General features: G+C 64.8%; 22 protein-coding genes and 1 pseudogene. 6 read left to right on the top strand and 17 right to left on the bottom strand.

Translation table 11 applies throughout. The annotated features are described in order from the left end of the window. Positions 1–41: 41 nt before the first annotated feature. Complete coding sequence (locus ACZ6YI_RS19210) at positions 42–500, top strand: carboxymuconolactone decarboxylase family protein (protein WP_465780040.1); 459 nt, start codon at positions 42–44, stop codon at positions 498–500. A gap of 199 nt (positions 501–699) precedes the next feature. Then, positions 700–1,683 (top strand): JmjC domain-containing protein, encoded by a 984-nt coding sequence (locus ACZ6YI_RS19205; protein WP_465780039.1) that lies wholly within the window; start codon positions 700–702, stop codon positions 1,681–1,683. Here ACZ6YI_RS19205 and ACZ6YI_RS19200 read toward each other — a convergent pair. The 4 genes and pseudogenes from ACZ6YI_RS19200 to ACZ6YI_RS19185 all read right to left on the bottom strand — a co-directional run. Next, entirely contained in the window at positions 1,677–2,237 is a 561-nt protein-coding gene (locus ACZ6YI_RS19200) for a DNA-3-methyladenine glycosylase I (protein ID WP_465780038.1), read from the bottom strand. The genes ACZ6YI_RS19205 and ACZ6YI_RS19200 overlap by 7 nt on opposite strands. Then, a complete protein-coding gene (locus ACZ6YI_RS19195; protein WP_465780037.1) occupies positions 2,234–2,788 on the bottom strand; it encodes a TetR/AcrR family transcriptional regulator in 555 nt (184 codons plus the stop codon). The genes ACZ6YI_RS19200 and ACZ6YI_RS19195 overlap by 4 nt, the downstream gene beginning before the upstream one ends. Continuing rightward, complete coding sequence (locus ACZ6YI_RS19190) at positions 2,788–3,249, bottom strand: nuclear transport factor 2 family protein (protein ID WP_440327118.1); 462 nt, start codon at positions 3,247–3,249, stop codon at positions 2,788–2,790. Before ACZ6YI_RS19190 ends, ACZ6YI_RS19195 begins: the two co-directional genes overlap by 1 nt. 229 nt (positions 3,250–3,478) lie before the next feature. Further along, positions 3,479–4,579 (bottom strand): annotated as a pseudogene (locus tag ACZ6YI_RS19185) (NADH:flavin oxidoreductase/NADH oxidase); the annotation flags it as partial. 146 nt (positions 4,580–4,725) lie between these two features. Here ACZ6YI_RS19185 and mgrA point away from each other — a divergent pair. Then, positions 4,726–5,766, top strand: a complete 1,041-nt coding sequence (mgrA, locus tag ACZ6YI_RS19180; RefSeq protein WP_465780036.1) for an L-glyceraldehyde 3-phosphate reductase — start codon at positions 4,726–4,728, stop codon at positions 5,764–5,766. Positions 5,767–5,895: 129 nt separating this feature from the next. Here mgrA and ACZ6YI_RS19175 read toward each other — a convergent pair whose 3' ends face one another. Then, complete coding sequence (locus tag ACZ6YI_RS19175; protein WP_465780035.1) at positions 5,896–6,735, bottom strand: SDR family oxidoreductase; 840 nt, start codon at positions 6,733–6,735, stop codon at positions 5,896–5,898. Positions 6,736–6,905: 170 nt separating this feature from the next. On the opposite strand from ACZ6YI_RS19175, the gene ACZ6YI_RS19170 reads away from it, so the two are divergent. Further along, a complete protein-coding gene (locus ACZ6YI_RS19170; protein WP_465780034.1) occupies positions 6,906–7,796 on the top strand; it encodes an AraC family transcriptional regulator in 891 nt (296 codons plus the stop codon). A gap of 111 nt (positions 7,797–7,907) precedes the next feature. On the opposite strand, the gene ACZ6YI_RS19165 is transcribed toward ACZ6YI_RS19170, so the two are convergent. After that, positions 7,908–8,603 (bottom strand): TetR/AcrR family transcriptional regulator, encoded by a 696-nt coding sequence (locus tag ACZ6YI_RS19165; RefSeq protein WP_465780033.1) that lies wholly within the window; start codon positions 8,601–8,603, stop codon positions 7,908–7,910. A gap of 27 nt (positions 8,604–8,630) precedes the next feature. On the opposite strand from ACZ6YI_RS19165, the gene ACZ6YI_RS19160 reads away from it, so the two are divergent. Next, the gene (locus ACZ6YI_RS19160) at positions 8,631–9,296 is read left to right on the top strand and encodes an O-methyltransferase (protein ID WP_465780032.1); all 666 of its coding nucleotides are present in this window, start codon (positions 8,631–8,633) and stop codon (positions 9,294–9,296) included. A 76-nt stretch (positions 9,297–9,372) separates the two neighbouring features. Here the strand turns inward: ACZ6YI_RS19160 and ACZ6YI_RS19155 are convergent, their stop codons facing one another. From ACZ6YI_RS19155 to ACZ6YI_RS19130, 6 genes are all read right to left on the bottom strand, one after another. Continuing rightward, the gene (locus tag ACZ6YI_RS19155; RefSeq protein ID WP_465780031.1) at positions 9,373–10,017 is read right to left on the bottom strand and encodes a glutathione S-transferase family protein; all 645 of its coding nucleotides are present in this window, start codon (positions 10,015–10,017) and stop codon (positions 9,373–9,375) included. Between the two features lie 49 nt (positions 10,018–10,066). Then, positions 10,067–10,777: an SDR family oxidoreductase gene (locus tag ACZ6YI_RS19150; protein ID WP_465780030.1), complete on the bottom strand. Its 711-nt coding sequence runs from the start codon at positions 10,775–10,777 to the stop codon at positions 10,067–10,069. Positions 10,778–10,791: 14 nt separating this feature from the next. After that, complete coding sequence (gene map, locus ACZ6YI_RS19145) at positions 10,792–11,568, bottom strand: type I methionyl aminopeptidase (RefSeq protein ID WP_465780029.1); 777 nt, start codon at positions 11,566–11,568, stop codon at positions 10,792–10,794. After that, positions 11,568–11,777, bottom strand: coding sequence for a ParD-like family protein (locus ACZ6YI_RS19140; RefSeq protein WP_465780028.1), 210 nt, complete (start codon positions 11,775–11,777; stop codon positions 11,568–11,570). Before ACZ6YI_RS19140 ends, map begins: the two co-directional genes overlap by 1 nt. Positions 11,778–11,915: 138 nt before the next feature. Next, positions 11,916–13,652, bottom strand: a complete 1,737-nt coding sequence (locus ACZ6YI_RS19135; RefSeq protein ID WP_465780027.1) for a DUF4166 domain-containing protein — start codon at positions 13,650–13,652, stop codon at positions 11,916–11,918. A gap of 159 nt (positions 13,653–13,811) precedes the next feature. Further along, positions 13,812–14,843: an SDR family oxidoreductase gene (locus ACZ6YI_RS19130; RefSeq protein ID WP_465780026.1), complete on the bottom strand. Its 1,032-nt coding sequence runs from the start codon at positions 14,841–14,843 to the stop codon at positions 13,812–13,814. Between the two features lie 97 nt (positions 14,844–14,940). Between ACZ6YI_RS19130 and ACZ6YI_RS19125 the strand changes: the two genes are divergently transcribed. Next, a complete protein-coding gene (locus ACZ6YI_RS19125; RefSeq protein WP_465780025.1) occupies positions 14,941–15,885 on the top strand; it encodes an AraC family transcriptional regulator in 945 nt (314 codons plus the stop codon). 100 nt (positions 15,886–15,985) lie between these two features. On the opposite strand, the gene ACZ6YI_RS19120 is transcribed toward ACZ6YI_RS19125, so the two are convergent. The 5 genes from ACZ6YI_RS19120 to guaB form a co-directional block, all read right to left on the bottom strand. Next, positions 15,986–16,933: a nucleotidyl transferase AbiEii/AbiGii toxin family protein gene (locus ACZ6YI_RS19120; protein WP_465780024.1), complete on the bottom strand. Its 948-nt coding sequence runs from the start codon at positions 16,931–16,933 to the stop codon at positions 15,986–15,988. Beyond that, a complete protein-coding gene (locus ACZ6YI_RS19115) occupies positions 16,917–17,738 on the bottom strand; it encodes a type IV toxin-antitoxin system AbiEi family antitoxin domain-containing protein (RefSeq protein WP_465780023.1) in 822 nt (273 codons plus the stop codon). The genes ACZ6YI_RS19120 and ACZ6YI_RS19115 overlap by 17 nt, the downstream gene beginning before the upstream one ends. Positions 17,739–17,844: 106 nt before the next feature. Beyond that, entirely contained in the window at positions 17,845–18,489 is a 645-nt protein-coding gene (gene alkB / locus ACZ6YI_RS19110) for a DNA oxidative demethylase AlkB (RefSeq protein ID WP_465780022.1), read from the bottom strand. A gap of 36 nt (positions 18,490–18,525) precedes the next feature. Then, positions 18,526–20,082 (bottom strand): glutamine-hydrolyzing GMP synthase, encoded by a 1,557-nt coding sequence (gene guaA / locus ACZ6YI_RS19105; RefSeq protein WP_465780021.1) that lies wholly within the window; start codon positions 20,080–20,082, stop codon positions 18,526–18,528. A 95-nt stretch (positions 20,083–20,177) separates the two neighbouring features. Continuing rightward, positions 20,178–21,635 (bottom strand): IMP dehydrogenase, encoded by a 1,458-nt coding sequence (gene guaB, locus ACZ6YI_RS19100; protein ID WP_247336822.1) that lies wholly within the window; start codon positions 21,633–21,635, stop codon positions 20,178–20,180. Positions 21,636–21,714: the final 79 nt, after the last annotated feature.

The following is a 21,714-nucleotide window of genomic DNA, read 5'->3' as shown; positions in this document are numbered from 1 at the left end:
CCCATCCCATAGCCACCTTCCTTCATACCGGAGTTGCCACCATGAGCTCGCGCATCAATTACATGAAAGCCGCCCCCGACGCCGCCAAGGGCTTCCTGAACGTACACGGCTACCTGGCCCAGTGCGGCCTCGACAAGAACCTGATCGACCTCGTTTACCTACGCGTTTCGCAGATCAACGGCTGTGCGTTCTGCATCGACATGCACTCGCAGGACCTGCACAAGCACGGCGTGCCGTTCGAAAAGCTGATCCTCACCTCCGCATGGCGCGAAGCTGGCGAGGTGTTCACCCCGCGCGAACAGGCTGCGCTGGCCTGGACCGAGTCGGTCGCGAACGTCGCCGAGACCGGCGTGCCCGACGAGGACTACGCAGCCGCCACGGCCGTTTTCAACGACAAGGAGCTCTCCGACCTCTCCGTCGCGATCGCCCTGATGAGCGCCTTCAATCGCCTCGGCGTCACCTTCCGCAACACCCCGGTCGCCGCCTCGCGGCTGGCGTGATCCGGCCCGTGTGGGAGCGGGGGGGGGGGGGGGGGGGGGGGGCCGCCCCCCCCACCCCCCCCCCCCCCCCCCCCGCTCCCACAACCCCGCCCCGCTGATAGGACCTTGCGGTTAGGCCGTCTGTCCAATGGCACGGGCCGCAGGTTAGTACGACGCTTTTCCTCGCTGGCAGGGGTCATGTTTCGAGGGGAGCGTCACCATGGATCAGCGCGACAACGGCGAGCCGCATATCGTGTGGCCCCTGGACCCTGCGGGGTTCTCCACGCACCGGATCACCCGGCTGCGGCACAATTTCCATCGCCATGCGCTGTTCCAGTTACAGGAACTGGCCAACCTGGCGCGCGAGCTGATGCCGAAGGAGCAATGCCGCTTCGTGCGACCTGGCATGCAGCAGGACTCGGCGTTCCGCCACGAGCCCAGGCCGACCGATGGGCGCGACATCGACCAGGTATTCGAGCGGATCCATGAAAGCGGTTCGTGGATTGCCCTGTACAACGTCGAGGCCGTGCCGCGTTACCGAGCCTTGCTGGAAGAAATCATCGACGGCCTGCGCCCGCTGATCGAGAAGGAACAGCCAGGCATCTTCAATGTCACCGGCTTCATCTTCATCTCGGCCCCGCCTTCGGTCACGCCATTCCACATCGATCGCGAGAATAACTTCTGGATGCAGCTGCACGGCCGCAAGACGCTGAGCGTCTGGGAGCCCGACGATCGCGACGCCGTGAGCGCCGCGCACGTCGAGGATTTCATCGTCAGCCATACCCTGCGCGATGTCCGGCTGAAGGATTCATCGCGCGCCACGAGCCACGATTTCGATAGCGGCCCGGGAGACGGCGTGTATTTCCCGACCACTGCGCCGCACATGACGCGATCCGACACCGACTGGGTCCATGGCGATGACGCCGTATCGATCTCGATCGGCGTCACCTTCTACACGAGCCATACCGTGCGCAACGCGCGCGTGCACCAGTTCAACCGGGTGTGCCGCAAGTACCTGGGCATGCATCCGGCTACGCCCGGCCACCATTACTGGCGCGACCGTTTCAAGGCACCGCTTGGATACATGCTGGGCGTGAGCCGCCAGTGGGCGTTGCGCGCCCTCACCTTCTACGGCGGACTCAAGGCCCACCACCGGCCGGAGGAAGGCTGGTGGGGCGAAAAGGCACCACCGGGCTCTTACTGAGCCCGGTAGCGGAAGCAGGTACGGGCGTGGTCGTCGACGATGCCCACGGCCTGCATCCACGCATAGACGATGGTCGGGCCAACGAACTTGAAGCCGCGCTTCTTCATGTCTTTCGAGATGGTGGCGGAGAGCGGCGTCTGCGCGTGCACGGTCTTGCCATCGCCATGCAGCGCCTTGCCGTTCGTGAACGACCAGCAGTAGTCGGCGAAGTCTTCGCCGCGCGCCTTCATGTCGAGGTAGATCTTGGCGCCCTGGATCGTCGCTTCGATCTTGGCCCGTGAGCGGATGATGCCCTCGTCGCCGAGGAGGCGTTCAATATCCTTCTCCGTGAAACGGGCGACCTTCACCGGGTCGAAGTTCTTGAACGCTTTCCGGAAGTTCTCGCGCTTGCGCAGGATCGTGATCCACGACAGGCCCGCCTGGAAGCCTTCCAGCATCAGCTGTTCCCAGAGCATGCGGCTGTCGTGCAGCGGCACGCCCCATTCGGTGTCGTGGTAATCGGCATAGAGCGGGTCGCTGCCCGCCCAGACACAACGGATTTTGGTTTTCGTCACGGCGTGGCGCTGCCCATCTGGCGGAGTCGAGCCGTAGTTTCCACGAAGATGCCCGGATTGTTTAGGGCCCGCGAGAGCACCAGTGCGCCCTGGATGCCGCCGACGATCTCCAGTGCGGCCTGCCGGGGCTCGGGCGCGCCGGCACCCTTCAGCGCCGCGGTAAGCACATCGATCCAGCGTGCGAAGTAGTCACCGATGGCCGCCGCGAAGCGATCACGGGTTTCATCGAGCGCGAAGGCACCGACGAGGCAAACGCGCGCGCCGCTGTGGAAATATTCGTCCACGGCGCGCCACATGGTCGGGATGCCCTCGGCAGGCGGCATCGTGGCCAGCGGCGTGAACACGCGGTCTTCGAACCACGCATCCACTTCGCCCAGCACGGCCGCCGCCATGTCCTCCTTCCCGCCCGGGAAGAAGTGATACAGGCTGCCTTTGCCCAGACCGGTCTTCTCCGTAATCCGCGCCATGGATGCGCCGTCGAAGCCGAGCTCGCGGAAGGCTTCCGCGAGCAACGGCAGGACATCGGCGCGTTCGTAAACGAGGCGCGGCATCAGAGGCCCAAGTCGGAAAGGCTCGGGTGGTCGTCCGGGCGGCGGCCGAGCGGCCAGAAGAATTTCCGGTCCGATTCCTTCATGGGCATGTCGTTGATGCAGGCGTAGCGGTGATGCATCAGCCCGTCTTCGCCGAACTCCCAGTTCTCGTTGCCGTAGGAGCGGTACCAGTTGTTGCTGTCGTCGTGCCACTCATAGGCGAAGCGGACGCCGATGCGGTCGCCGGTGAACGCCCAGAGTTCCTTGATGAGGCGGTAGTCGAGCTCCTTTGCCCACTTACGGGTGAGGAACTCCACGATCTGCTCGCGGCCATGGACGAACTCGGCGCGATTGCGCCATTCGCTGTCGGGCGTATAGACCAGCGACACGCGGGCCGGATCGCGGCTGTTCCAGCCGTCTTCGGCGAGGCGGACTTTCTGGACGGCGGTTTCGTGGGTGAACGGAGGAACGGGTGCGGCCATGATGCTATCTCCTGTACCGGGGAGATTGCACTGTACCAATCGGTACAATGGCTGGCAATCATACCAACGTATGCCGCCGGGCGACGTTGTGGGAGCGCGCTTGCGCGCGATGGGTGCTCGCGGCAAACCCAATCGCGCGCAAGCGCGCTCCCACAACGGATCGGAGGGATCAAACGTAGCGCCAGTCGTCTCCACGCACCCACTGCGCCTCAGCCTTCATCGCCGCATCGGTATGGAACAGGTGCCGGTGCCGCGAGGGCTGCGAACGCAGGTACTGCTTGGGTGCCCTGACCTGGCCGCCGAGTTGGGCGGCGGCGTGCCACGGCCAGCGCGGGTCGTAGAGGATGGTGCGGGCCAGCGCGATCATGTCGGCATCGCCATTGGCGAGGATGGCCTCCGCGTGTTCGGGTTCGGTGATCAGGCCCACCGCGACGACCGGCATCTTCACCGCCTGCTTCACCCCGCGGGCGAACGGCACCTGGTAGCCCGGACCCACGGGAATCTTCTGCGCCGGATGCAGGCCACCCGTCGACACATGGACCGCATCGCAGCCACGATCCTCGAGGGCCTTGGCGAAGGCGATGGTCTGCTCGAGGTCCCAGCCGCCTTCGACCCAGTCCGTGGCCGAAACGCGCATGCTCAGCAGCTTGTCGGCCGGCAACGCAGCCCTTACGGCATCAAACACTTCCAGCGGGAAACGCATGCGGTTCTCGAGTGAGCCGCCATATTCATCGGTGCGCTGGTTGGAAAGCGGCGAAAGGAACTGGTGCAGGAGATAACCGTGCGCACCATGCAATTGCACCCCATCGAGCCCGATGCGCACGGCACGCCGTGCCGCTTCGACGAAGGCCGCCTTGATCCGCTGCAAGCCGTCCCGATCAAGCGCGAGCGGTGGGTTCTGCTCCTCCTGGAACGGGATCGCCGAGGGCGCCACGGTCTGCCAACCGCGCTCGGTGCCCGGCGGAATCTGCGCGCCGCCGACCCACGGCGTATCGGTCGATGCCTTGCGCCCGGCATGGTTCAGCTGCACCACGATCGGGATATCCGACCAGCGCCGCACACCCTCCAGCGTATGGCGCATCGCCTCCTCGGTGGCATCGTCGTAAAGGCCCACGTCTGCCCAGGTGATGCGGCCCTCGGGCAACACCGCGGTGGCCTCGATCGTAAGCAGCGCGGCCCCCGAGATCGCGAGCTGGCCCAGGTGGATGAGGTGCCAGTCATTCATTCGCCCATCGACGGCGGAGTACTGGCACATCGGGGCGATGACGATGCGATTGGCCAGCTCGAGGCCGCGCACGTGGCCCGGTGAGAAGAGGACGGGATTAGCCATGGGAAACTCCCTGCTCAAAAAGGTTGCCCGCAGGGTTGGGCCTTTCGCGGCGGGGCGCAAGTACCTTTAAACGATGGTATGCAGGGCATAACCCGTTACCATCGGGTGATCACAAACCCCTCACATCCCCACGCCAAGGAATCCCCATGACCTTTGTCGCTGATTCGTCCCGCTATGACGGGCGCATGCCTTATCGCCGTGTTGGCCGTAGTGGCATGGTGTTGCCCGCGGTGTCGCTGGGCCTGTGGCAGAACTTTGGTGGCGTCGATCGCTTCGAGACCGGGCGCGCCATCCTGCGCCGTGCGTTCGATCGTGGCGTGACCCACTTCGATCTCGCGAATAATTACGGTCCGCCGTACGGCTCGGCGGAGGAGAACTTCGGCCGCTGGTTCGCCGCGGATTTCGCGACGCATCGCGATGAGCTGGTCATTTCGAGCAAGGCCGGCTGGGATATGTGGCCAGGCCCTTACGGCGGCCCGACGGGTACGCGCAAGCACCTGATCGCCAGCTGCGAGCAGAGCCTGAAGCGGATGGGCCTCGAGTATGTGGATATCTTCTATTCGCATCGCGTCGATCCGGATACACCGCTCGACGAAACCATGAACGCGCTGGTGCACCTGCACCGCCAGGGCAAGGCCCTGTACGTCGGCATCTCGTCGTATTCGCCCGAGCTCACCCGTGAAGCAGCCTCGATTCTCGCCGCGGAGAACGTGCCCCTGTTCATCCACCAGCCGAACTATTCGATGCTGAACCGGACGATCGAGCACGGCCTGCTGGATACGCTGGGCGAGCTCGGCACCGGCTGCATCGCATTCTCGCCGCTGGCCCAAGGCATGCTTACCAGCAAGTACCTCAACGGCATCCCGGCCGATGCCCGCGTGACGCGCGGCGATTCAATGAACGAGGGGATGTTGAGTGAAGAGAACCTAAAGCACATCCGCGCGCTCAACGGCATGGCTGAGAAGCGCGGCCAGACCCTGGCCCAGATGGCGATCGCCTGGACGCTGCGCGACCCGCGTGTTTCGTCCTCGCTGATCGGCGCGCGTACGGTAGAGCAGCTGGACGATTCGCTGGATGCCGTGAACAACCTGGCTTTCAGCAAGGGAGAACTCGCTGAGATCGACCAGCACGCGCGCGATGGCGGCGTCGATCTTTGGGAAGTGTCCTCGAGCATCGGCAAGCGCTGAAGCCTGTTGTGCGAGCGCGCCCGTTGTGGGAGCGCGCTGTGGGAGGGCGCTTGCGCGCGATGGGGGATGACGCGAGCACCCATCGCGTGCAAGCACGCTCCCACAGCGTGGTCCTACACGAGCCTGGTATCAGCTTGGGAAGTCGGTGCTGGTCGAAATGTCCTTCACGGCTTCGAAATTCGCACGCAGTTCGTCTAGGCGATCGCTCAGGAACTTGTACGCATCCGAGCCCAGCGGCAGGCGCAACGGTGGGTTTTCCGCATCCACGGCCTGGATGATCGCGGCGGCGCCACGGGCCGGGTCGCCGGGCTGCGTTCCGGTGTAGGACTTGGCCTGGCGGCGGCGTTCGCCTGCGGTCGCATCGTAGTCATCGATGACCGTCTTCGATTCGATGACGGAACGGCCGGCCCAGTCGGTACGGAAGCGGCCAGGCTCCACGATGATCACCTTGATGCCCAGCGGGCCCACTTCCTTCGAAAGCGATTCCGAGAAGCCTTCCACCGCCCACTTCGTCGCGTGGTAATAGCCGGTCGCCGGGAACGCCACGAGGCCACCGATCGACGACACGTTGACGATGTGGCCGCTGCGGCGCTCACGCATGCCCGGCAGGAGATGGCGGGTCAGCGAGATGAGGCCGAATACGTTGGTTTCGAACTGGCGGCGGATCTCTTCGTCTTCGCCTTCTTCGATCGCCGAGAAATAGCCGTAGCCCGCATTGTTTACAAGCACATCGACGCGGCCAAAGCGCGCCTCCGCATCGGCAACGGCCGTGCGGATCGCCTGCTCACTGGTGACGTCCAGGGCCAGTACAAGCGCGGTTTCGGGGTACTTGTCGGCGATATCCTGCACCTGCTCCGGCTTGCGAGCGGTAAGGACGACGCGCTCGCCGCGGGCAAGCACCTGCTCGGCAAGCTCACGGCCGAAGCCGGTGGAGCAGCCGGTGATGAACCAGATCTTTGAATCGGACATGGGGATTCCTTTGGCGGGGAGGCATGGGCCAGCGGTATCGCCGGCACCCATAAAGCATCGCGCCCAAGGCGAGGCGGGACTACGCCAAAGCTGCCGGTGTTTTGCACGATCCTGCCAAACTGCCCGCTGGCCTGTTCAGGTACCGTGATCGCCGGGTGCATAATGCCGGCATGGAGACGATGCTTGAACACATGTGCGAAGCGGTCGAACGCCACGCCGCCCACCCGCGCCAGGAGACTGCGCTGCCCGGCCTGACCCTGTATCGGGTCAACCAGGCTGCGCACCCCTCCCACGTGTTCTACCGCCCACGCATGGTGGTGATCCTTCGCGGGAGCAAGACCATCGCCGCAGGCGACGCGCCCTTCCTTGCCGATACGTCGACCTTCCTGCTGGTCACCGTGGACCTGCCCGTTTGCGCGCAGGTCTTCCTCGATGCAGAAGGCCGCTCGCACCTCGCTTTCTCGCTCGACATCGACCGCTCGGCGCTGGCGGAAGCCATGTCGAGGCTTCCACTGAAGGAGGCGCCTTCCGGCGCACCCGCCGGCGCGGCGACCGCCGCCATGACGCCCGACCTGCTCGAGCCCTTCGCACGCCTGCTCGACCTGCTTGACCACCCCGATGACATCCCTTTCGTCGCTCCGCTGATCGTGCAGGAGATCTACTACCGCCTGTTTCGCAGCGGCCTGGGCGAGCCGCTACGCCAGCTGGCCCAGAACAGCTCGCATGTTGCGCAGGTGGGCCGGGCGACCCAGTGGATCAAGGCGAACTACGCGGCGCCGATGTCGATCGACGCGCTGGCTGACGTGGCCGGCATGAGCGTCACGTCGTTCCATCGCCACTTCAAGGCGATCACACTGATGACGCCCGTGCAGTACCGCATGCGCCTTCGCCTGCAGGAAGCACGCAAGCTGCTGCTCGCGGAACCCCGCTCGGCCGGTGCCGTAGCCGCCGCCGTCGGCTACGACAGCCAGTCCCAGTTCACCCGCGACTACAAGCGCATGTTCGGCGCGCCCCCGGCCACTGACACCTCCCGCCTGACCGCTGCGACACGGCCCCTGTAGGAGCGCGCTGTGGGAGCATGCTGTGGGCGCGCGCCGTGGGAGCGTCTTGTGGGAGCGCGCTTGCGCGCGATGGGTGCTCACGGGAATCGTGAATCGCGCACAAGCGCCCCCCTACAACGAGCGCGCTTCAATATCCCGAAGATACGCACAAAACATATCAGCCATAGCCGTACTGAACGCCTCGACTTCCTCACGCGTGCGCGGCGCTGACGAAAAATCCTTCCCCACCGCACTGAACGTGGAAAGAATCAGCGACACCGCGGTGGCTCGCGCTTCATCGCTCGCCTTCGGCAGCACCTCAACCATAAACGTGTTGAACGCCTGCTCGCCCGCCGCCCTCGCTTCCCGGGCCTCGGGCGCATCGCGATACAACGGCGCCGCATCATCCAGGGCCACGCGCATGTCTGCCTCATCGCATTCCGACTGGATGAAGGCATGGACAAGCCGACGCAAGCGCTCCAGCGGTGGCTGGCCGTCGCCGACAAGCGTGGCGACCAGCATGTCGGTGGTCTCCCGCCACTCGTCACTCTGTAGCCGGAACAGGATCGCGGCCTTGTTCGGAAAGTACTGGTAGATCGAACCGACGCTGACGCCAGCGCGCTCGGCGACCCGCGCGGTCGTGAATCGCGCGGCCCCTTCCTTCGCCAGAACCTGAGCAGCCGCCTCCAGGATCGCTGCTACGAGGTCGTTGGAGCGCGCCTGTTTCGGGCTCTTTCGCGAGGAAATCGACGGTTTTTTCTGGCTAGCCATGGCGCCCCGGGGAATGCGAATAGAAAACCTGACGGATTCGTCACATTCTAATCCCACGCCATTTCAACGCAACCGGAGATAACCATGACCACCCTCACCACCGCACCCCTGGCCGGGCTCGTCGACCGCCTGTTCCGTGAAGCCGACCAGATCTCCTGGACCGATAACCCCGCCCTGAAGGACCTCACGGACGCGGACCGCTCGCGGCTGATGCACAGCAAGACCGAGTACCTGGATTTCTACGGCGTCATGAAGGACCTGCCGCTCCCGGTGTCCCGCGAGACGGGCGCCCTGCTCTACATGCTCGCCCGAAGCACCGGTGCGCGCAGCATCGTCGAGTTCGGCACCTCGTTCGGCATCTCGACCCTACACCTCGCCGCGGCTCTCCGCGACAACGGCGGCGGCCGCCTCATCACCAGCGAATTCGAAGCATCGAAAGTGGCCAAGGCCCGTGACCATCTAACTTCGGGTGGCGTCATCGACCTGGTCGAGATCCGCGAGGGCGATGCGCTGGAAACACTCGCCCGTGACCTGCCCGAAAGCATCGACCTTGTCCTGCTTGATGGTGCCAAGGCGCTCTACCCCGAGATCCTGGCCCTGCTTGAGCCGCGCCTGCGCGTGGGCGCCCTGATCATCGCCGACAATGCCGATTACAGCCCGGAGTACATGGAACGCGTGCGCTCGGCCAACAGCGGATATCTGTCAGTACCGTTCTCTGACGACGTCGAACTCTCGATTCGGCTTGGGTGATTTCTCCGTCCGGGGCGCGGGCAACTAGCTACCCCCCGCCGGGAGCACTGGCGTCGCGGCCGCCGAGCCCCACCCCTCAGGCAGCATCCGCCGCAGAAAAGTGCGCGATCTGGTCCGCTCGCGCCTTCTGGAACGCCGGCCGCGCGGTGGCTCGTGCGACGTACGCGTGGCAGGCGGGGTAGTCCGCCAGTCCGTCGAAGCGATCGACAAGGCGCAGCACGTCGGCCATCAGGATGTCGGCCACGGAGAACTCGCCGGCCAGCCATTCGCGAAGGGTGAGTACCGACTCCATGTGGCCCAGGCGCAGGCGAAGGAAGCCGTTGAGCTTCTCCCATGCGGAGGACTCGCGGCTTTCCTCGGAGAACACCAGGATCGCCCACGGCAGGCTGGCCATCTCCACCGAGTTCAAGGCAGCGAATACCCATTCGGTCACCTCGGCGCGGCCGCGGGCGTCACCGGGCATGAGCTTGGCGCTGCGGCCGGCAAGGTGCATGAGGATCGCGCCGCTTTCGAAGACGGAGATGTCGCCATCGGTAATCCACGGCACCTGCCCAAAGGGCTGGTGGACGAAGTGCGCGGCATCGCGCTCCTTGAACGACACGCCACGCACCGTGTACGGAAGCCCGGCTTCCTCCAGCGCCCAGCGCACGCGTAGGTCGCGTACATAGCCGCGTGGCGCCTCGGGCACCCAGTCGAACGTGTTGAGGATCAGGTCGGCCACCATGCACCTCCAGTCGTTTTCGTGGAGTCTGGAGGTTACCCCATGGGGCTCACCAGGGAACGGTCTTGCCGTCGCGGTCCAGGTATTCGAGGCCTGGCCGGTTGCGTTTCTTCTGAATCACATCGAGGATCAGCGGGATGCTTTCCTCGACCGTGTACGGAGCGTCATCGCCACCCAGATCGGTACGGATCCAGCCGGGCGCGAGCAGGAGCAGCGCACGGTTCGTATGCGCCTGGCGAACCGCGTAGCTGCGCATGAACTGGTTGAGGGCGGCCTTGGAGCCGCGGTACACCTCGCGGCCACCGCGCTCGTTGTTGGCGATGCTGCCCTGCCCCGACGACATCACGCCGATCAGCCCGTTGTCGGTGACCAGGCTCTCGACGCCTTCGACGACGCGCATCGGGCTCAGCGCGTTGGTCACCATCACGTGCAGGAACTCGTCAGTGGTGACCTCGGCGATCGTCTGGTTCGGGTCTTCGTTCGTGGTGCCCGCATTGATGAACAGGACGTCGAAGCGCTTGCCCGCAAGGCGGCCGCGAAGGGCTTCGGTGTCTTTCGGGTCGGTGATGTCGATGGATTCGATCGCCAGGCGATCAGCGTAAGTCGTGGCCAGGTCGTGCAGGGGCGTGGGTTTGCTCCCACGTACCGTACCCGTGACCGACCAGCCCTGCTTCAGGAACCCTTCGGCCATGGCCTGGCCCAGTCCGCGCGAGGCGCCAATGATGAGGATGGAAGGCGCGTCGTTCGGCGTGCTCGTCATGGGTGCCTCATGGGTCAGGTCATGGGGGATAACGGTGTTTCTCCAGGGCGCAGCGTCAGTACGCGCGCGCCTGTCGCCGTGACGGCGACCGTATGCTCAAACTGCGCCGAAAGGCGTCCATCCCGCGTGTAGACCGGCCATACGCCTTCCTGGTTCACGATAGCCGCGCGGCCCTGGTTGAGCATGGGTTCGATCGTGAAGACCATGCCTTCGCGCAACACCATGCCGGTGCCGGGGCGCCCGTAATGCAGGATCTGCGGATCTTCATGCATCTCGCGGCCGATGCCGTGGCCGCAGTATTCCTTTACCACGCTGTAGCCGTGCGCTTGCGCGTGCCGGGCGATCGCGTGGCCCACGTCGCCAAGGCGCGCGCCCGGCTTGACGGCGCCGATGCCTTTCCACATTGCTTCGTAGGTCGCCTTGACCAGGCGCCGTGCCGGGTATGCCACATCACCTATCAGGTAGGTCGTGCTTGAATCGGCGATGTACCCGTCCTTTTCGAGCGTGATGTCGAGGTTGACGATCTGGCCGCTGCGCAGGATATCGCCCGCCGAGGGGACGCCATGGCATACGACGTTATCAATAGATGCATTCAGTACGAATTCGAACCCATACTGGCCTTTGCTCGCTGGCCGCGACTTTAGGTCGTCGACGATCATCCGTTCAACCAGATCGTTGATGGCGAGCGTGCTACGGCCTTCGAGATCCAGCCCATTCAGGTGATGGAAAACTGAGGCGAGCAGTCGCCCAGCCTCGGCCATCGCGGCCAGCTCGTCGGGTCGCTTGACCACTAACGTGTCGCGCGCAAGGCCAGTGGTTCCACCCCGGCCTCCCGCAACTCCTGCGCCACGATCTCCTGGAAACTCAGCGACGGGTTGAGCTCACAGAGCATCCCGATCCGGATCCAGAAATTCGCCTGCGCATTGATCGACCGCCCCGTCACCGTGCAGGCGCGGCGGATCTGGTCGTGCGTTTCATCATCGATGTTTACGATACCCATATATGGACCATATATGGTTCGTATATTTGACGCAAGCTCGAAGGGCCCTTGTGGGAGCGCGCTTGCGCGCGATGGGCGGTGGCGCGAGCACCCATCGCGTGCAAGCACGCTCCCACAGCACGCTCCCACGGCGCCTTCTTACAACGGCGTCAGCGAGCCTTTGTAGGCGACGATAAGGCCGACGAGCGGCGCGGAGATTTCCACGTCGAAGCAGAACCTGCCGGCCTCCTCATGCTCGAAGCTGATGCCCTTGGGCAACAGGAACCCCGGCATCGGCAGGCCCAGGAACTTCCAGCGCCGCGGAATCAGGAGGAGACGCTCGCCTTCCACCACCAATGCGAGGGCGAACGTGGCCGCGCCGAAACGCTCGACCATCAGGTGCGCATCGCGGCCCCGGCCTTCCGATTGATGCGAATGGAAAGGCTTGCCGGCGAACGTGCGCGTCCAGCGCTCTCCATCACCATCGGGAGTGAAGGTCACGCGCAATGCGATGTCCTTGCCTGCCTTGGGGAAGCCAATCAGTCCCCGGACGATGCTGGCCAGCAAACCTCCGCCGTGGCGGACCTCGGCACTGCCCACCCACTCCCGCGTCGCAGAGGTGCCGTGTAGCTCCTTCAGGCGGGGTGGGAGGCTCGCGAACGCCGAGCCCACGATGCGGCGGTAAAGCGGCGCACCGGGCTCATCCGCGCGAAAGCCTGTGTAGATCGAGCGACCCTCGAACAGCTCGTCGTAGTCGGCGAGTTCAAGTGCCCGCGTAGCCGGCCGTGCGCCCGGTTCGGGGCGCTCGCCCTTCAGCATCTTGCGCACGAGCGCCTCGATCGCCATCGAAGGGATGTACGGACCGTCATCGCCCTCCGCGAGCAGGTGCCAGCTGCGTTCGACCGGCCTGCCCTGTGCGGTCCCTCGCGCCCGTACAAACATGCCCCCGCGGTGTTCGCCGAGGCGCGTGCGGTTGAGTACCCAGTAGAACAGTGGCGATAGCGGCGCGAAGGATGGCGTCTGGAAATGCGCGCGAGCCTTGGCCAGCAGGTTGAGGATGCGGTGGAGTATCTCGGGCACCGGGCCCGCCCCCATCCAGATATCGCGCATGGTCGGATGTTCCGGAGGGAGCACCTGCAGGTCCGGGACATCCACCAGGGAGAAGTGGATATTGTGCAGAGGCAGTTTGCCGGGCACCGCCACCGTGAAGCGCATGCTTTCCGCCAGGCCCATGCCCTGCCCGGGCTTGCCATCCCGCCATAGTTTTACGGGCGCGCCGGCATACCCGACCACGGCGCGCATCACGTTGAGGCCGATGCCCGCATACGGCGATGGCGCGATGCCGCCCTCCACGCTGACGATGTCCATCGTGCGACCCAGCTCGCGCAGCACAGCCGCGGTGAGCACGGGGAAGCTGCTTACACCGGAGAGCGCGAACACGCCCGCCTGTTTTGCTTTCGCATCGAGCGCCGCGACACCGAAGACGAAGTCAGCCGCATCGGCGAAATCGAGATAGTCCACCCTGGCGGCGATGCAGGCTTCGATGACGACGTAGGGGGCATCGCCGTAGTCCTGGAACGGGCCTGAAGCATCGACGACCAAGTCAGGTCGATCGACGCTGAGAAACTCCGCGATGTCCAACCGGTTGAGCTTAAGCGGGCGGACGGTCGCGACGCCCTGGTACGCGGCGCAAAACGCCTCGGCCCGGGCGAGATCGCGGCCGCTGATGATCAGTTCGAGTTTCGGGATATCGGAGAGCAACCGCGCCAGACGGCCGCCGAAGACCCCGTAGCCGCCGAGAATGAGGATCTTCCCGAGGCCGGCGTGTCGAGCTCGTTCACGCGTGGCCGCACTCGCGGCGTCCTGCCCCTGCGGCCCATCAAAGCGGTCGTCCATCCGTGGCAACTCTCGCGGCTAAAGGTTCGCGCACTGTTGCGAATGGCGCCGCGGCCGTCAATATCGCCCCGATCCTGTGGGAGCGCGCTTGCGCGCGATGGGGTCAAGCGCCGGCCTTGATCGCGCGCAAGCGCGCTCCCACAAGATCAACTGGGTTGCTCAGCCAACGAGGCCGAGCCGGATCAGGCTTTCCGCACTCGCCACGATCGCATCCTCGCGTGAACGCGGCTTCCACCCAAGCACGCGCTGCGCCTTGGCGCTGGTGGCGCTCAGGTCGACACCGAGCAGGGCGACTACCGGGCGCAGCGCCGGATTCTTCCGCGCGGCAAGGCGGACGACCCAATTGGGCAGCACGCGTGTCGGCACCTTCGCCGCGGCCGACCCCATGCGCTCGCGCAATACCCGGGCCACGTCGGCCATCGCCATGCTCTCGCCCGCGGTGGCGATGAAACGCTCGCCCGATGCCTTCGGATCGAGCATGGCGCGCAGGTGCAGGTCCGCCACGTCCCGGACATCGACGAAACCGGAATTGATCTTCGGGCAGCCCTTCTGGTTGCCTTCCAGCAGGTTCTTCACCAGGCGGACGGAGTGCGAGTAGTCCGCACCCAGGGCGGGCCCCATCACGGCGGTCGGGTTCACCGACGAGAGTTCGAGGCCCTTGCCCTCGCGCTTGATGAAATCCCATGCAGCGCGCTCAGCCAGCGTCTTCGACTTCTGGTACGGCGCGATATTTCCCTCGAGGTCGCTCCAGTCGGTTTCCTTGAACGGGCGCGGATAACCGGCCTTGTGCCCTGCCCCGACCGCACCAAACGCGGAGGTGAGCACAACGCGTTTCACACCCGCGTCCCGCGCCGCTTTGAGCACGCGCAGGTTGCCGTCGACGGCCGGGCGGATCCAGTCCTCCTCGTGCACCTGGTCACCGGAAGGCGTAGGCGACGCGCCATGCATGACGTAGGTGCAACCCTGGGCGGCCTCGGCCCAGCCCGCGTCTTCACCGAGGTCGGCCCGGACGAAAGCCAGGCGGTCACCGGCATCGACACGCGCCGAGCGCAGGTTTTCACGCACCTCGGCCTCGCGCCCAGGTGTTCGCACGGTGGTGCGCACGCGGTACCCGCGTTCCAGCAGCGCGATGATGCAGTGCTGCGCGATGAAACCGGTGCCACCGGTGACGAGGACGAGATCGTGGTTCATGGGTTGCTCCGGTAGTCGCTGAATCCGGAAAGCTTAGGGAGCGGAGCGCGTACGGAGAATGCGATACAGTGCGCATTACTTGCTCGAGAGTACGACCATGAGTGCGGACCCCTTCTCCGACATCCTCCGGTTTACCCAGGCGGAATCGCTGGTCACGGGTGGTTTCAGCGCCAGTGGCCCCTGGGCCATCGCGTTCCCGCCGCCCTCGAGCATCAAGTTCTTCGCCGTGGTGAAGGGCGGCTGCTGGGTGACGATCGAGGGTGAACCCGAGCCCATCTGGTTCGGCACGGGCGATGTGGGCCTGATCACGGCAAAGCGCCGGATCGTGCTGGCCAGCGACCTCAGCGTGCCACCGCAGGATGCGATGGCGGTGTTCTCCGGCTCGGGCAAATCCGTCGTGACGCTCGGGGATGGCAGCGACTTCGCCCACATCGGCGGCCATGTCCTTCTCGACCCAGCCAGCGGCCGGCTCTTGGCCGACGTGCTGCCGGCTTGGATCCACGTGGGCGCCGACTCGCCCCAGGCCACATCCTTCCGCTGGCTGCTCGCCGAGCTGGTCGCGGAGCGGCGCACCGACCAACCCGGCACGCAGCTCGCCTCCGCGCAACTCGCGCAGCTGCTCTTTATCCAGATCCTGCGGGCACACCTGCAGACCTCAGGACCTATGCCGTCCGGCTGGCTGCGTGCCCTTGGTGATCCGCGGATCGCGCCGGCCATCCGCCTTATGCACGCCGACCCGGCTCGGGCCTGGAGCCTTGAAGAGCTGGCCCAGGCGTGCGCGATGTCACGGACGACATTTGCCAATCGGTTTCGCGACACAGCAGGAACGACACCGCTGGCTTACCTCAATTCGTGGCGCATGCACCTGGCAACGCGCGCACTGAGTGACGGCAAAATCGCTGTCGCTGTCCTTGCCGGCGAGCTTGGGTATGCTTCGGAAAGCGCGTTCAGTGCCGCGTTCAAGCGTGCTATGGGGGAATCGCCGCGGGCGTATCGGATTCGGATGCGTGAGGGATCGGTGTGCGATTCGGAGTTGGCTTAGCTATACCAGAGCACCCGATGGCCGGCCGCCTCGACGGTGTGCGGATAACTCTCTTATGACCTAGCTTTCGAGTAGGATTTTCCGACGCCTTTTTCGAGACTCACACCACGTCAGCTATAGAGTCGAACGCCTCCTCCAGCAACGCTCTGTCGGCGACGCGTTCCGCTGATGTGCGCTGCGCAAGATTGCGCAGCTTGTGCTTCACCGCAGGCAACTCGACCGCATCAGCAAACCCAATCAGACCGAAGTCCGGCGCCTCGTGCTCAACAGAGCGAAGGAACGCCCGTGATGGCTCATCCAGCCAACCTGCGATGCGATCCAGGAGCCGCTCACGAATAGCGAGCAGACCCTCTACTTCTACCGGCTCGGCAGTCATCCCCTTGAAATGCGCGTCGAACGTCGCAGAAAAATCTGCGGGCATACGTGGCGCCAACATCTCCCATGCGGGTTTCGGACTGCACGTCAGATAGACGAGGAACGTTCGCCATAGCTCCTGCCCTGTCCGCTTATCATCAAGCAACAGCCCGACATCGAACAAATCCCGGGGATGCTGTCGCGAGAGCGCGGCGGAAAGCTTGCCCGCATAGAGATCAGCGAAGCTGACGACCTTCACGGAGGCGAACCCAAACGCCTCCTCGACACTAGGTCGCACGACCATCGTGCGCACCGGATGCACGGTTCCGCGCATTACGGGGCTCGTTTCGATCTGCACGCGCGCGTTGCCTCGCCTGACCACGAGGCGATTGATGAAGCCGCCAGCAGATCCCGACGTCTGCACATGAAGCTGAAGCGGACGAGCTCGCAGTGCAGCTGCCAGGCGACCAAGGGCTTCCGTTATGAGCCGTGCATCTTCGGCGAAGGGATTGACGGGCAGCCAGGCTAGATCAATATCGACCGACAACCTCGGCAGGTCGTGCTCAAAGAGGTTGATGGCCGTTCCGCCCTTCAAGGCAAACTGAGGCTCTCGAGCCAGCTCGGGAAGGATCTCGATCAGCAATCGCACGCGATCAGCGTATCGCTGCCCTCTTTCGTCAAGCCAAGTGCTCATCCAGATCCGTTGGCAAAGTGATTAGATAGGTCGGGTCCAGACGGCCACCCGGCACCAGGGCGCGCTTGCCGCTACCGAGATCCACACCGTCGAGCGGGACATGCGGCAGCCATGCATGTTGGTGGCGGTGCGCGAGCGCAAGGAACAGGCGCTTGGCCTTGATGCTTCGGCAGTGTCGTAGTTGCTGTGCGAGTCGCTGCGGGCTGAGGGTTGTCATCGACTGCATCAGTGCGTCGATTTCATAGACCAGCGTCGGCTCGGATACGCCGTCACATAGTTCAAGCATGGCGCGCTCGACGGTTGAACACACCAGGGCGCCGTCGCCATCCAAGGGCCGGCGGCGAAATAGTCCTCGCTCTGCCAGCGCGGCGTCAGGGACTCCACCCAAAAACATCTGGGAAGCCGAATCAAACGAGCCCAAGCCCATGAACGCAAATCGCTGTTCAAGCGGAAGCTTTGCGAGCCACGCCGGAGGGCGGCGCAGGCCGTACAACGTCACCGTACCGGCATCGCCCAGGCGTAGGTAGTGCTCATGCCCCTGCAAGCTGAGCGCAAAACGGCCGCCAACGTGCACCGAACTACTCACGTTGCCCTGAAGGGTTCGAACCGCGCCCTCCCAGGTCAACCGGCCGCCCGCGCGCAGGTAAACCCCACGGGCAACGGGCACGAGCCAGCCGCCGGCGACATAGCGCACAACCAGGTTGCTCGGATATCCGTGCGTCCTCAGCCAGCGTGCCGAGACGAGCTGGGTGTCGCCGAGCTGGCTGAGCAGCGAGTTTAATTTTTTGGGATTTGAGTCACTCACGGTGACTAAAATACGAGTTTTTTAAACTAACGCAAGCGGCGCTGGTCTACCAAGAACAAAAAAAACGTCACTCGGAGCGACCTTCTTAAGGCCGGCGTGACCCAACTCACCCCGCCATACGGAACGTCAGGTTGATCCGTTCGGTGCCTGTGAGGGGATGCTGCGCGCTCTTCAGCGGCATGATGCCGTGGTAACGCAGCCGGTCGGCGCCGCCCCACACCACGACGTCACCGTGATGCAGAGGCACCCTCGCGGCGCGGTCGGCCCGCTCGTGGCCACCGAAGAGGAAGGTGGCCGACAGCCCCAGGGACACGGAAACGATCGGCGCGCCGAAATCACGCTCGTTCTTGTCCTGGTGCAGCGACATCCGCGCGCCCGGCGCGTAGTGATTGATCAGGCAGGCATCTGGTTCGAAGCCCGGAAAACCTGCCTCCGCAGCGGCCAGGGTCGCCAGCGAAGCGAAGACGTCCGGCATTGCCGGCCACGGCTTGCGCGTTTCCGGATCGACCGAGGTGTAACGGTAGCCGCGCTGGTCCGATACCCAGCCCAGCATGCCGCAGTTCGTCGACGCCACCGACATCGTCAAACCGCCCGGCGTCACCATCTGGCGCAGAGGTGACGCGGCCTCGACGGCAACGATCGCAGGAAAGAGCTCCCCCACATGACCGAGCGCGAACGCGCGCAACACCACGGCATCGTTACCTAGCCGTAGCCTCGCACCGGTCGGTTCGAACAGGTCAAGTGAATCCATACGATTTGCGCCAGAAGGCCCCCTTGCGGGCTCGCCTTACTCCCACTCAATCGTAGCCGGCGGCTTCCCCGAAATGTCATAAACAACACGAGAAATACCGCGCAACTCGTTGATAATACGTGTAGAGCACTTATCAAGGAAGTCATACGGCAGGTGCGCCCAGTGCGCCGTCATGAAGTCGATCGTCTCCACGGCGCGCAGGGCAATAACCCACTCGTAAGCGCGGCCATCACCGACCACGCCCACCGAACGCACCGGCAGGAACACCGCGAACGCCTGGCTCACCCGGTCGTACAGCCCGTGCGCGCGCAGCTCTTCGATGAAGATCGCATCGGCGCGCTGCAGCAGGTCGACGTATTCCGGCTTCACTTCGCCCAGCACGCGCACGCCGAGGCCCGGGCCCGGGAACGGGTGGCGGTAGACCATCTCACGCGGCAGGCCGAGTTCGACGCCGATGCGGCGCACTTCATCCTTGAACAGCTCACGCAGCGGCTCGACCAGCTTGAGCTTCATGTGCTCCGGCAGGCCGCCGACGTTGTGGTGGCTCTTGATGACGTGGGCCTTGCCGGTCTTGCTGCCGGCGGATTCGATGACGTCGGGGTAGATCGTGCCCTGGGCGAGCCACTTCACGCCCTCGAGCTTGGCGGACTCTTCGTCGAACACTTCGACGAACAGGCGGCCGATAACCTTGCGCTTGGCTTCCGGGTCTTCCACGCCGGCCAGGGCGTCGAAGAAGCGCCGCTTCGCATCCACGCGGATGACGTGCACGCCCATGTGCTCGGCCATGGTGGCCATGACCTGGTCGCCTTCCTGGAAGCGCAGCAGGCCGGTGTCGACGAACACGCAGGTGAGCTGGTGGCCGATGGCCTTCTCCAGCAGCGCGGCGACCACCGAGGAGTCGACGCCGCCGCTCAGGCCGAGCAGCACGCGGTCGGAACCGACCTGCTCACGCACACGGGCGACCGCGTCCTCGATGATGTGGGCGGCATCCCACAGGGTGTCCGAACCGCACAGGTCGACCACGAAGCGGCGGAGCAGCTCCATGCCCTTCTTGGTGTGGGTGACTTCCGGGTGGAACTGCAGGCCGTAGAAGCGGCGCTCGTCGTCGGCCATGGCGGCCAGCGGCAGGCTCGCGGTCGATGCAGTAGAACGGAAGCCTTCCGGCAGCTTCGTGACGCGATCGCCATGGGACATCCACACGCCGAGCGACTCGCCGTCATCCATGACGCTATCGAACAGGCCGCACGAGGCGAACGTGACCGTGGCCGGACCGAACTCGCGGTGGTGGCCGGCTTCGACCTTGCCGCCGAGCTGTTCGGACATGGTCTGCATGCCGTAGCAGATGCCGAGCACCGGCACGCCCAGTTCGAAGACCACCTGCGGTGCGCGCGGCGAATCCGCCTCGGTGACCGATTCCGGGCCGCCGGAGAGGATGACGCCACGCGGGTTGAAGCCCGGGATCTCTTCCGGCGCGTGATCCCACGCCCACACTTCGCAATAGACGCCGATCTCGCGGATGCGGCGGGCGATCAGCTGCGTGTACTGCGAGCCAAAGTCGAGGATGAGGATCTTGTCGCTATGGATATCGGTCATCGTGGCGGCCTGCAGTAAAAAATACGGTATGCGAAAAGCAGAACGCCCACGTGTCGCGGGCGTCCTGTGTTACCTGGCGCGGATGCCCCGGGGCATCAATCCAGGACGCGGTAGTTTGGTGCTTCCTTCGTGATCTGGATATCGTGCGGGTGCGCCTCGCGCACGCCGGCACCGGTCACCTTCACGAACTGCGCCTTCTCGTGGATCTCTTCGATGTTGGCCGTGCCCATGTAACCCATGGAGGCACGCAGGCCGCCCATCATCTGGTGGATGATGTTGCGGATCGAGCCACGGTACGGCACGCGACCTTCGATGCCTTCCGGCACGAGCTTGTCGGCGTCGGCTTCATCCTGGAAGTAACGGTCCTTCGAGCCGAGCTGCATGGCGCCGATGGAGCCCATGCCGCGGTAGCTCTTGTAGGAGCGGCCCTGGAAGAGTTCGACCTCGCCCGGGGATTCCTCGGTGCCGGCGAACATGGAGCCCAGCATGACCGACGACGCGCCGGCGGCCAAGGCCTTCGGGATATCGCCGGAGTAGCGGATGCCGCCGTCGGCGATGAGCGGGATTTCGCCCTTCAGCGCGGTGGCGACCAGGTCGATTGAGGTGATCTGCGGCACGCCGATACCGGTGACGATACGGGTGGTGCAGATGGAGCCCGGGCCCACGCCGACCTTGACGGCATCGACGCCGGCATCGAGCAGCGCACGCGCGGCTTCACCGGTGACGATGTTGCCGGCGATGACCTGCACCTGCGGGTAGCGCTTCTTCACCCAGCCGGCGCGATCGATCACGCCCTGCGAATGGCCGTGCGCGGTGTCGACGACGATGACGTCCACGCCCGCGGCCACGAGGGCCTCGACGCGCTGTTCGGTGTCGCCACCCACGCCCACCGCGGCACCGACGACCAGGCGCTCATGCGAATCCTTGGCGGCGTTGGGGTTGTCGCGGGCCTTCTGGATGTCCTTCACCGTGATCAGGCCACGGAGCTGGAAGTCGTCGTTGACGACGAGGACCTTTTCGATGCGGTTGCGGTGGAGGAGTTCGAGGACTTCGTCGTGCGACGCGCCTTCCTTCACCGTGATGAGGCGCTCTTCGCGCGTCATGATGTTGCGGACCGGGTCGTCGTGCTTGCGCTCGAAGCGCATGTCGCGGCCGGTCACGATGCCGACCAGGCGCTCGCCGTCGACGACGGGGACACCGGAGATGTTGTGCGCGCGGGTCAGTGCGATGACTTCACCGATGGAGGTATCGGGACGCACGGTGATCGGGCTGCGGATGACGCCCGCTTCGAACTTCTTGACCAGGCGGACCTGTGCGGCCTGCTGATCGAACGTCATGTTCTTGTGGATGATTCCCATGCCGCCGTTCTGGGCCATGGTGATCGCCAGTCGCGCCTCGGTGACGGTATCCATGGCAGCGGACACGATCGGGATGTTCAGGCGGAGGCCGCGGGTGAACCGCGTTGAAGTATCCACATCGCGCGGCAGTACCGTGGAGTGGCCGGGAACCAGAAACACGTCGTCGTAAGTGAGTGCCTCGGCAAGGATGCGCATAGCATTAGTCCCGCGAGTAAATCACGCCATTATACCCTGCGTTGCAACATTGCGACAGTGGGTGCGACAGCTTTGCCGC

The sequence above is a fragment of the Luteibacter sp. NPDC104163 genome (genome assembly GCF_055584245.1).
The sequence above is the reverse complement of the archived record's forward strand: the minus strand, read 5'-3'. Positions and strand labels throughout refer to the sequence as shown.

Bases quoted from the DNA above. Each gene is read 5' to 3' on its own strand.
- ACZ6YI_RS19195 (WP_465780037.1), bottom strand. From the start codon at position 2,788: ATGCCGCGCCTCGTTTACGAACGCGCCGATGTCCTGCCGTTGCTCGCG.
- guaB (WP_247336822.1), bottom strand. From the start codon at position 21,635: ATGCGCATCCTTGCCGAGGCACTCACTTACGACGACGTGTTTCTGGTT.
- ACZ6YI_RS19150 (WP_465780030.1), bottom strand. From the start codon at position 10,777: ATGACGAGCACGCCGAACGACGCGCCTTCCATCCTCATCATTGGCGCC.
- ACZ6YI_RS19205 (WP_465780039.1), top strand. From the start codon at position 700: ATGGATCAGCGCGACAACGGCGAGCCGCATATCGTGTGGCCCCTGGAC.
- ACZ6YI_RS19140 (WP_465780028.1), bottom strand. From the start codon at position 11,777: ATGGGTATCGTAAACATCGATGATGAAACGCACGACCAGATCCGCCGC.
- ACZ6YI_RS19170 (WP_465780034.1), top strand. From the start codon at position 6,906: ATGGAGACGATGCTTGAACACATGTGCGAAGCGGTCGAACGCCACGCC.
- ACZ6YI_RS19160 (WP_465780032.1), top strand. From the start codon at position 8,631: ATGACCACCCTCACCACCGCACCCCTGGCCGGGCTCGTCGACCGCCTG.
- ACZ6YI_RS19135 (WP_465780027.1), bottom strand. From the start codon at position 13,652: ATGGACGACCGCTTTGATGGGCCGCAGGGGCAGGACGCCGCGAGTGCG.
- ACZ6YI_RS19120 (WP_465780024.1), bottom strand. From the start codon at position 16,933: ATGAGCACTTGGCTTGACGAAAGAGGGCAGCGATACGCTGATCGCGTG.
- guaA (WP_465780021.1), bottom strand. From the start codon at position 20,082: ATGACCGATATCCATAGCGACAAGATCCTCATCCTCGACTTTGGCTCG.
- ACZ6YI_RS19210 (WP_465780040.1), top strand. From the start codon at position 42: ATGAGCTCGCGCATCAATTACATGAAAGCCGCCCCCGACGCCGCCAAG.
- ACZ6YI_RS19175 (WP_465780035.1), bottom strand. From the start codon at position 6,735: ATGTCCGATTCAAAGATCTGGTTCATCACCGGCTGCTCCACCGGCTTC.
- mgrA (WP_465780036.1), top strand. From the start codon at position 4,726: ATGACCTTTGTCGCTGATTCGTCCCGCTATGACGGGCGCATGCCTTAT.
- alkB (WP_465780022.1), bottom strand. From the start codon at position 18,489: ATGGATTCACTTGACCTGTTCGAACCGACCGGTGCGAGGCTACGGCTA.
- ACZ6YI_RS19125 (WP_465780025.1), top strand. From the start codon at position 14,941: ATGAGTGCGGACCCCTTCTCCGACATCCTCCGGTTTACCCAGGCGGAA.
- ACZ6YI_RS19190 (WP_440327118.1), bottom strand. From the start codon at position 3,249: ATGGCCGCACCCGTTCCTCCGTTCACCCACGAAACCGCCGTCCAGAAA.
- ACZ6YI_RS19130 (WP_465780026.1), bottom strand. From the start codon at position 14,843: ATGAACCACGATCTCGTCCTCGTCACCGGTGGCACCGGTTTCATCGCG.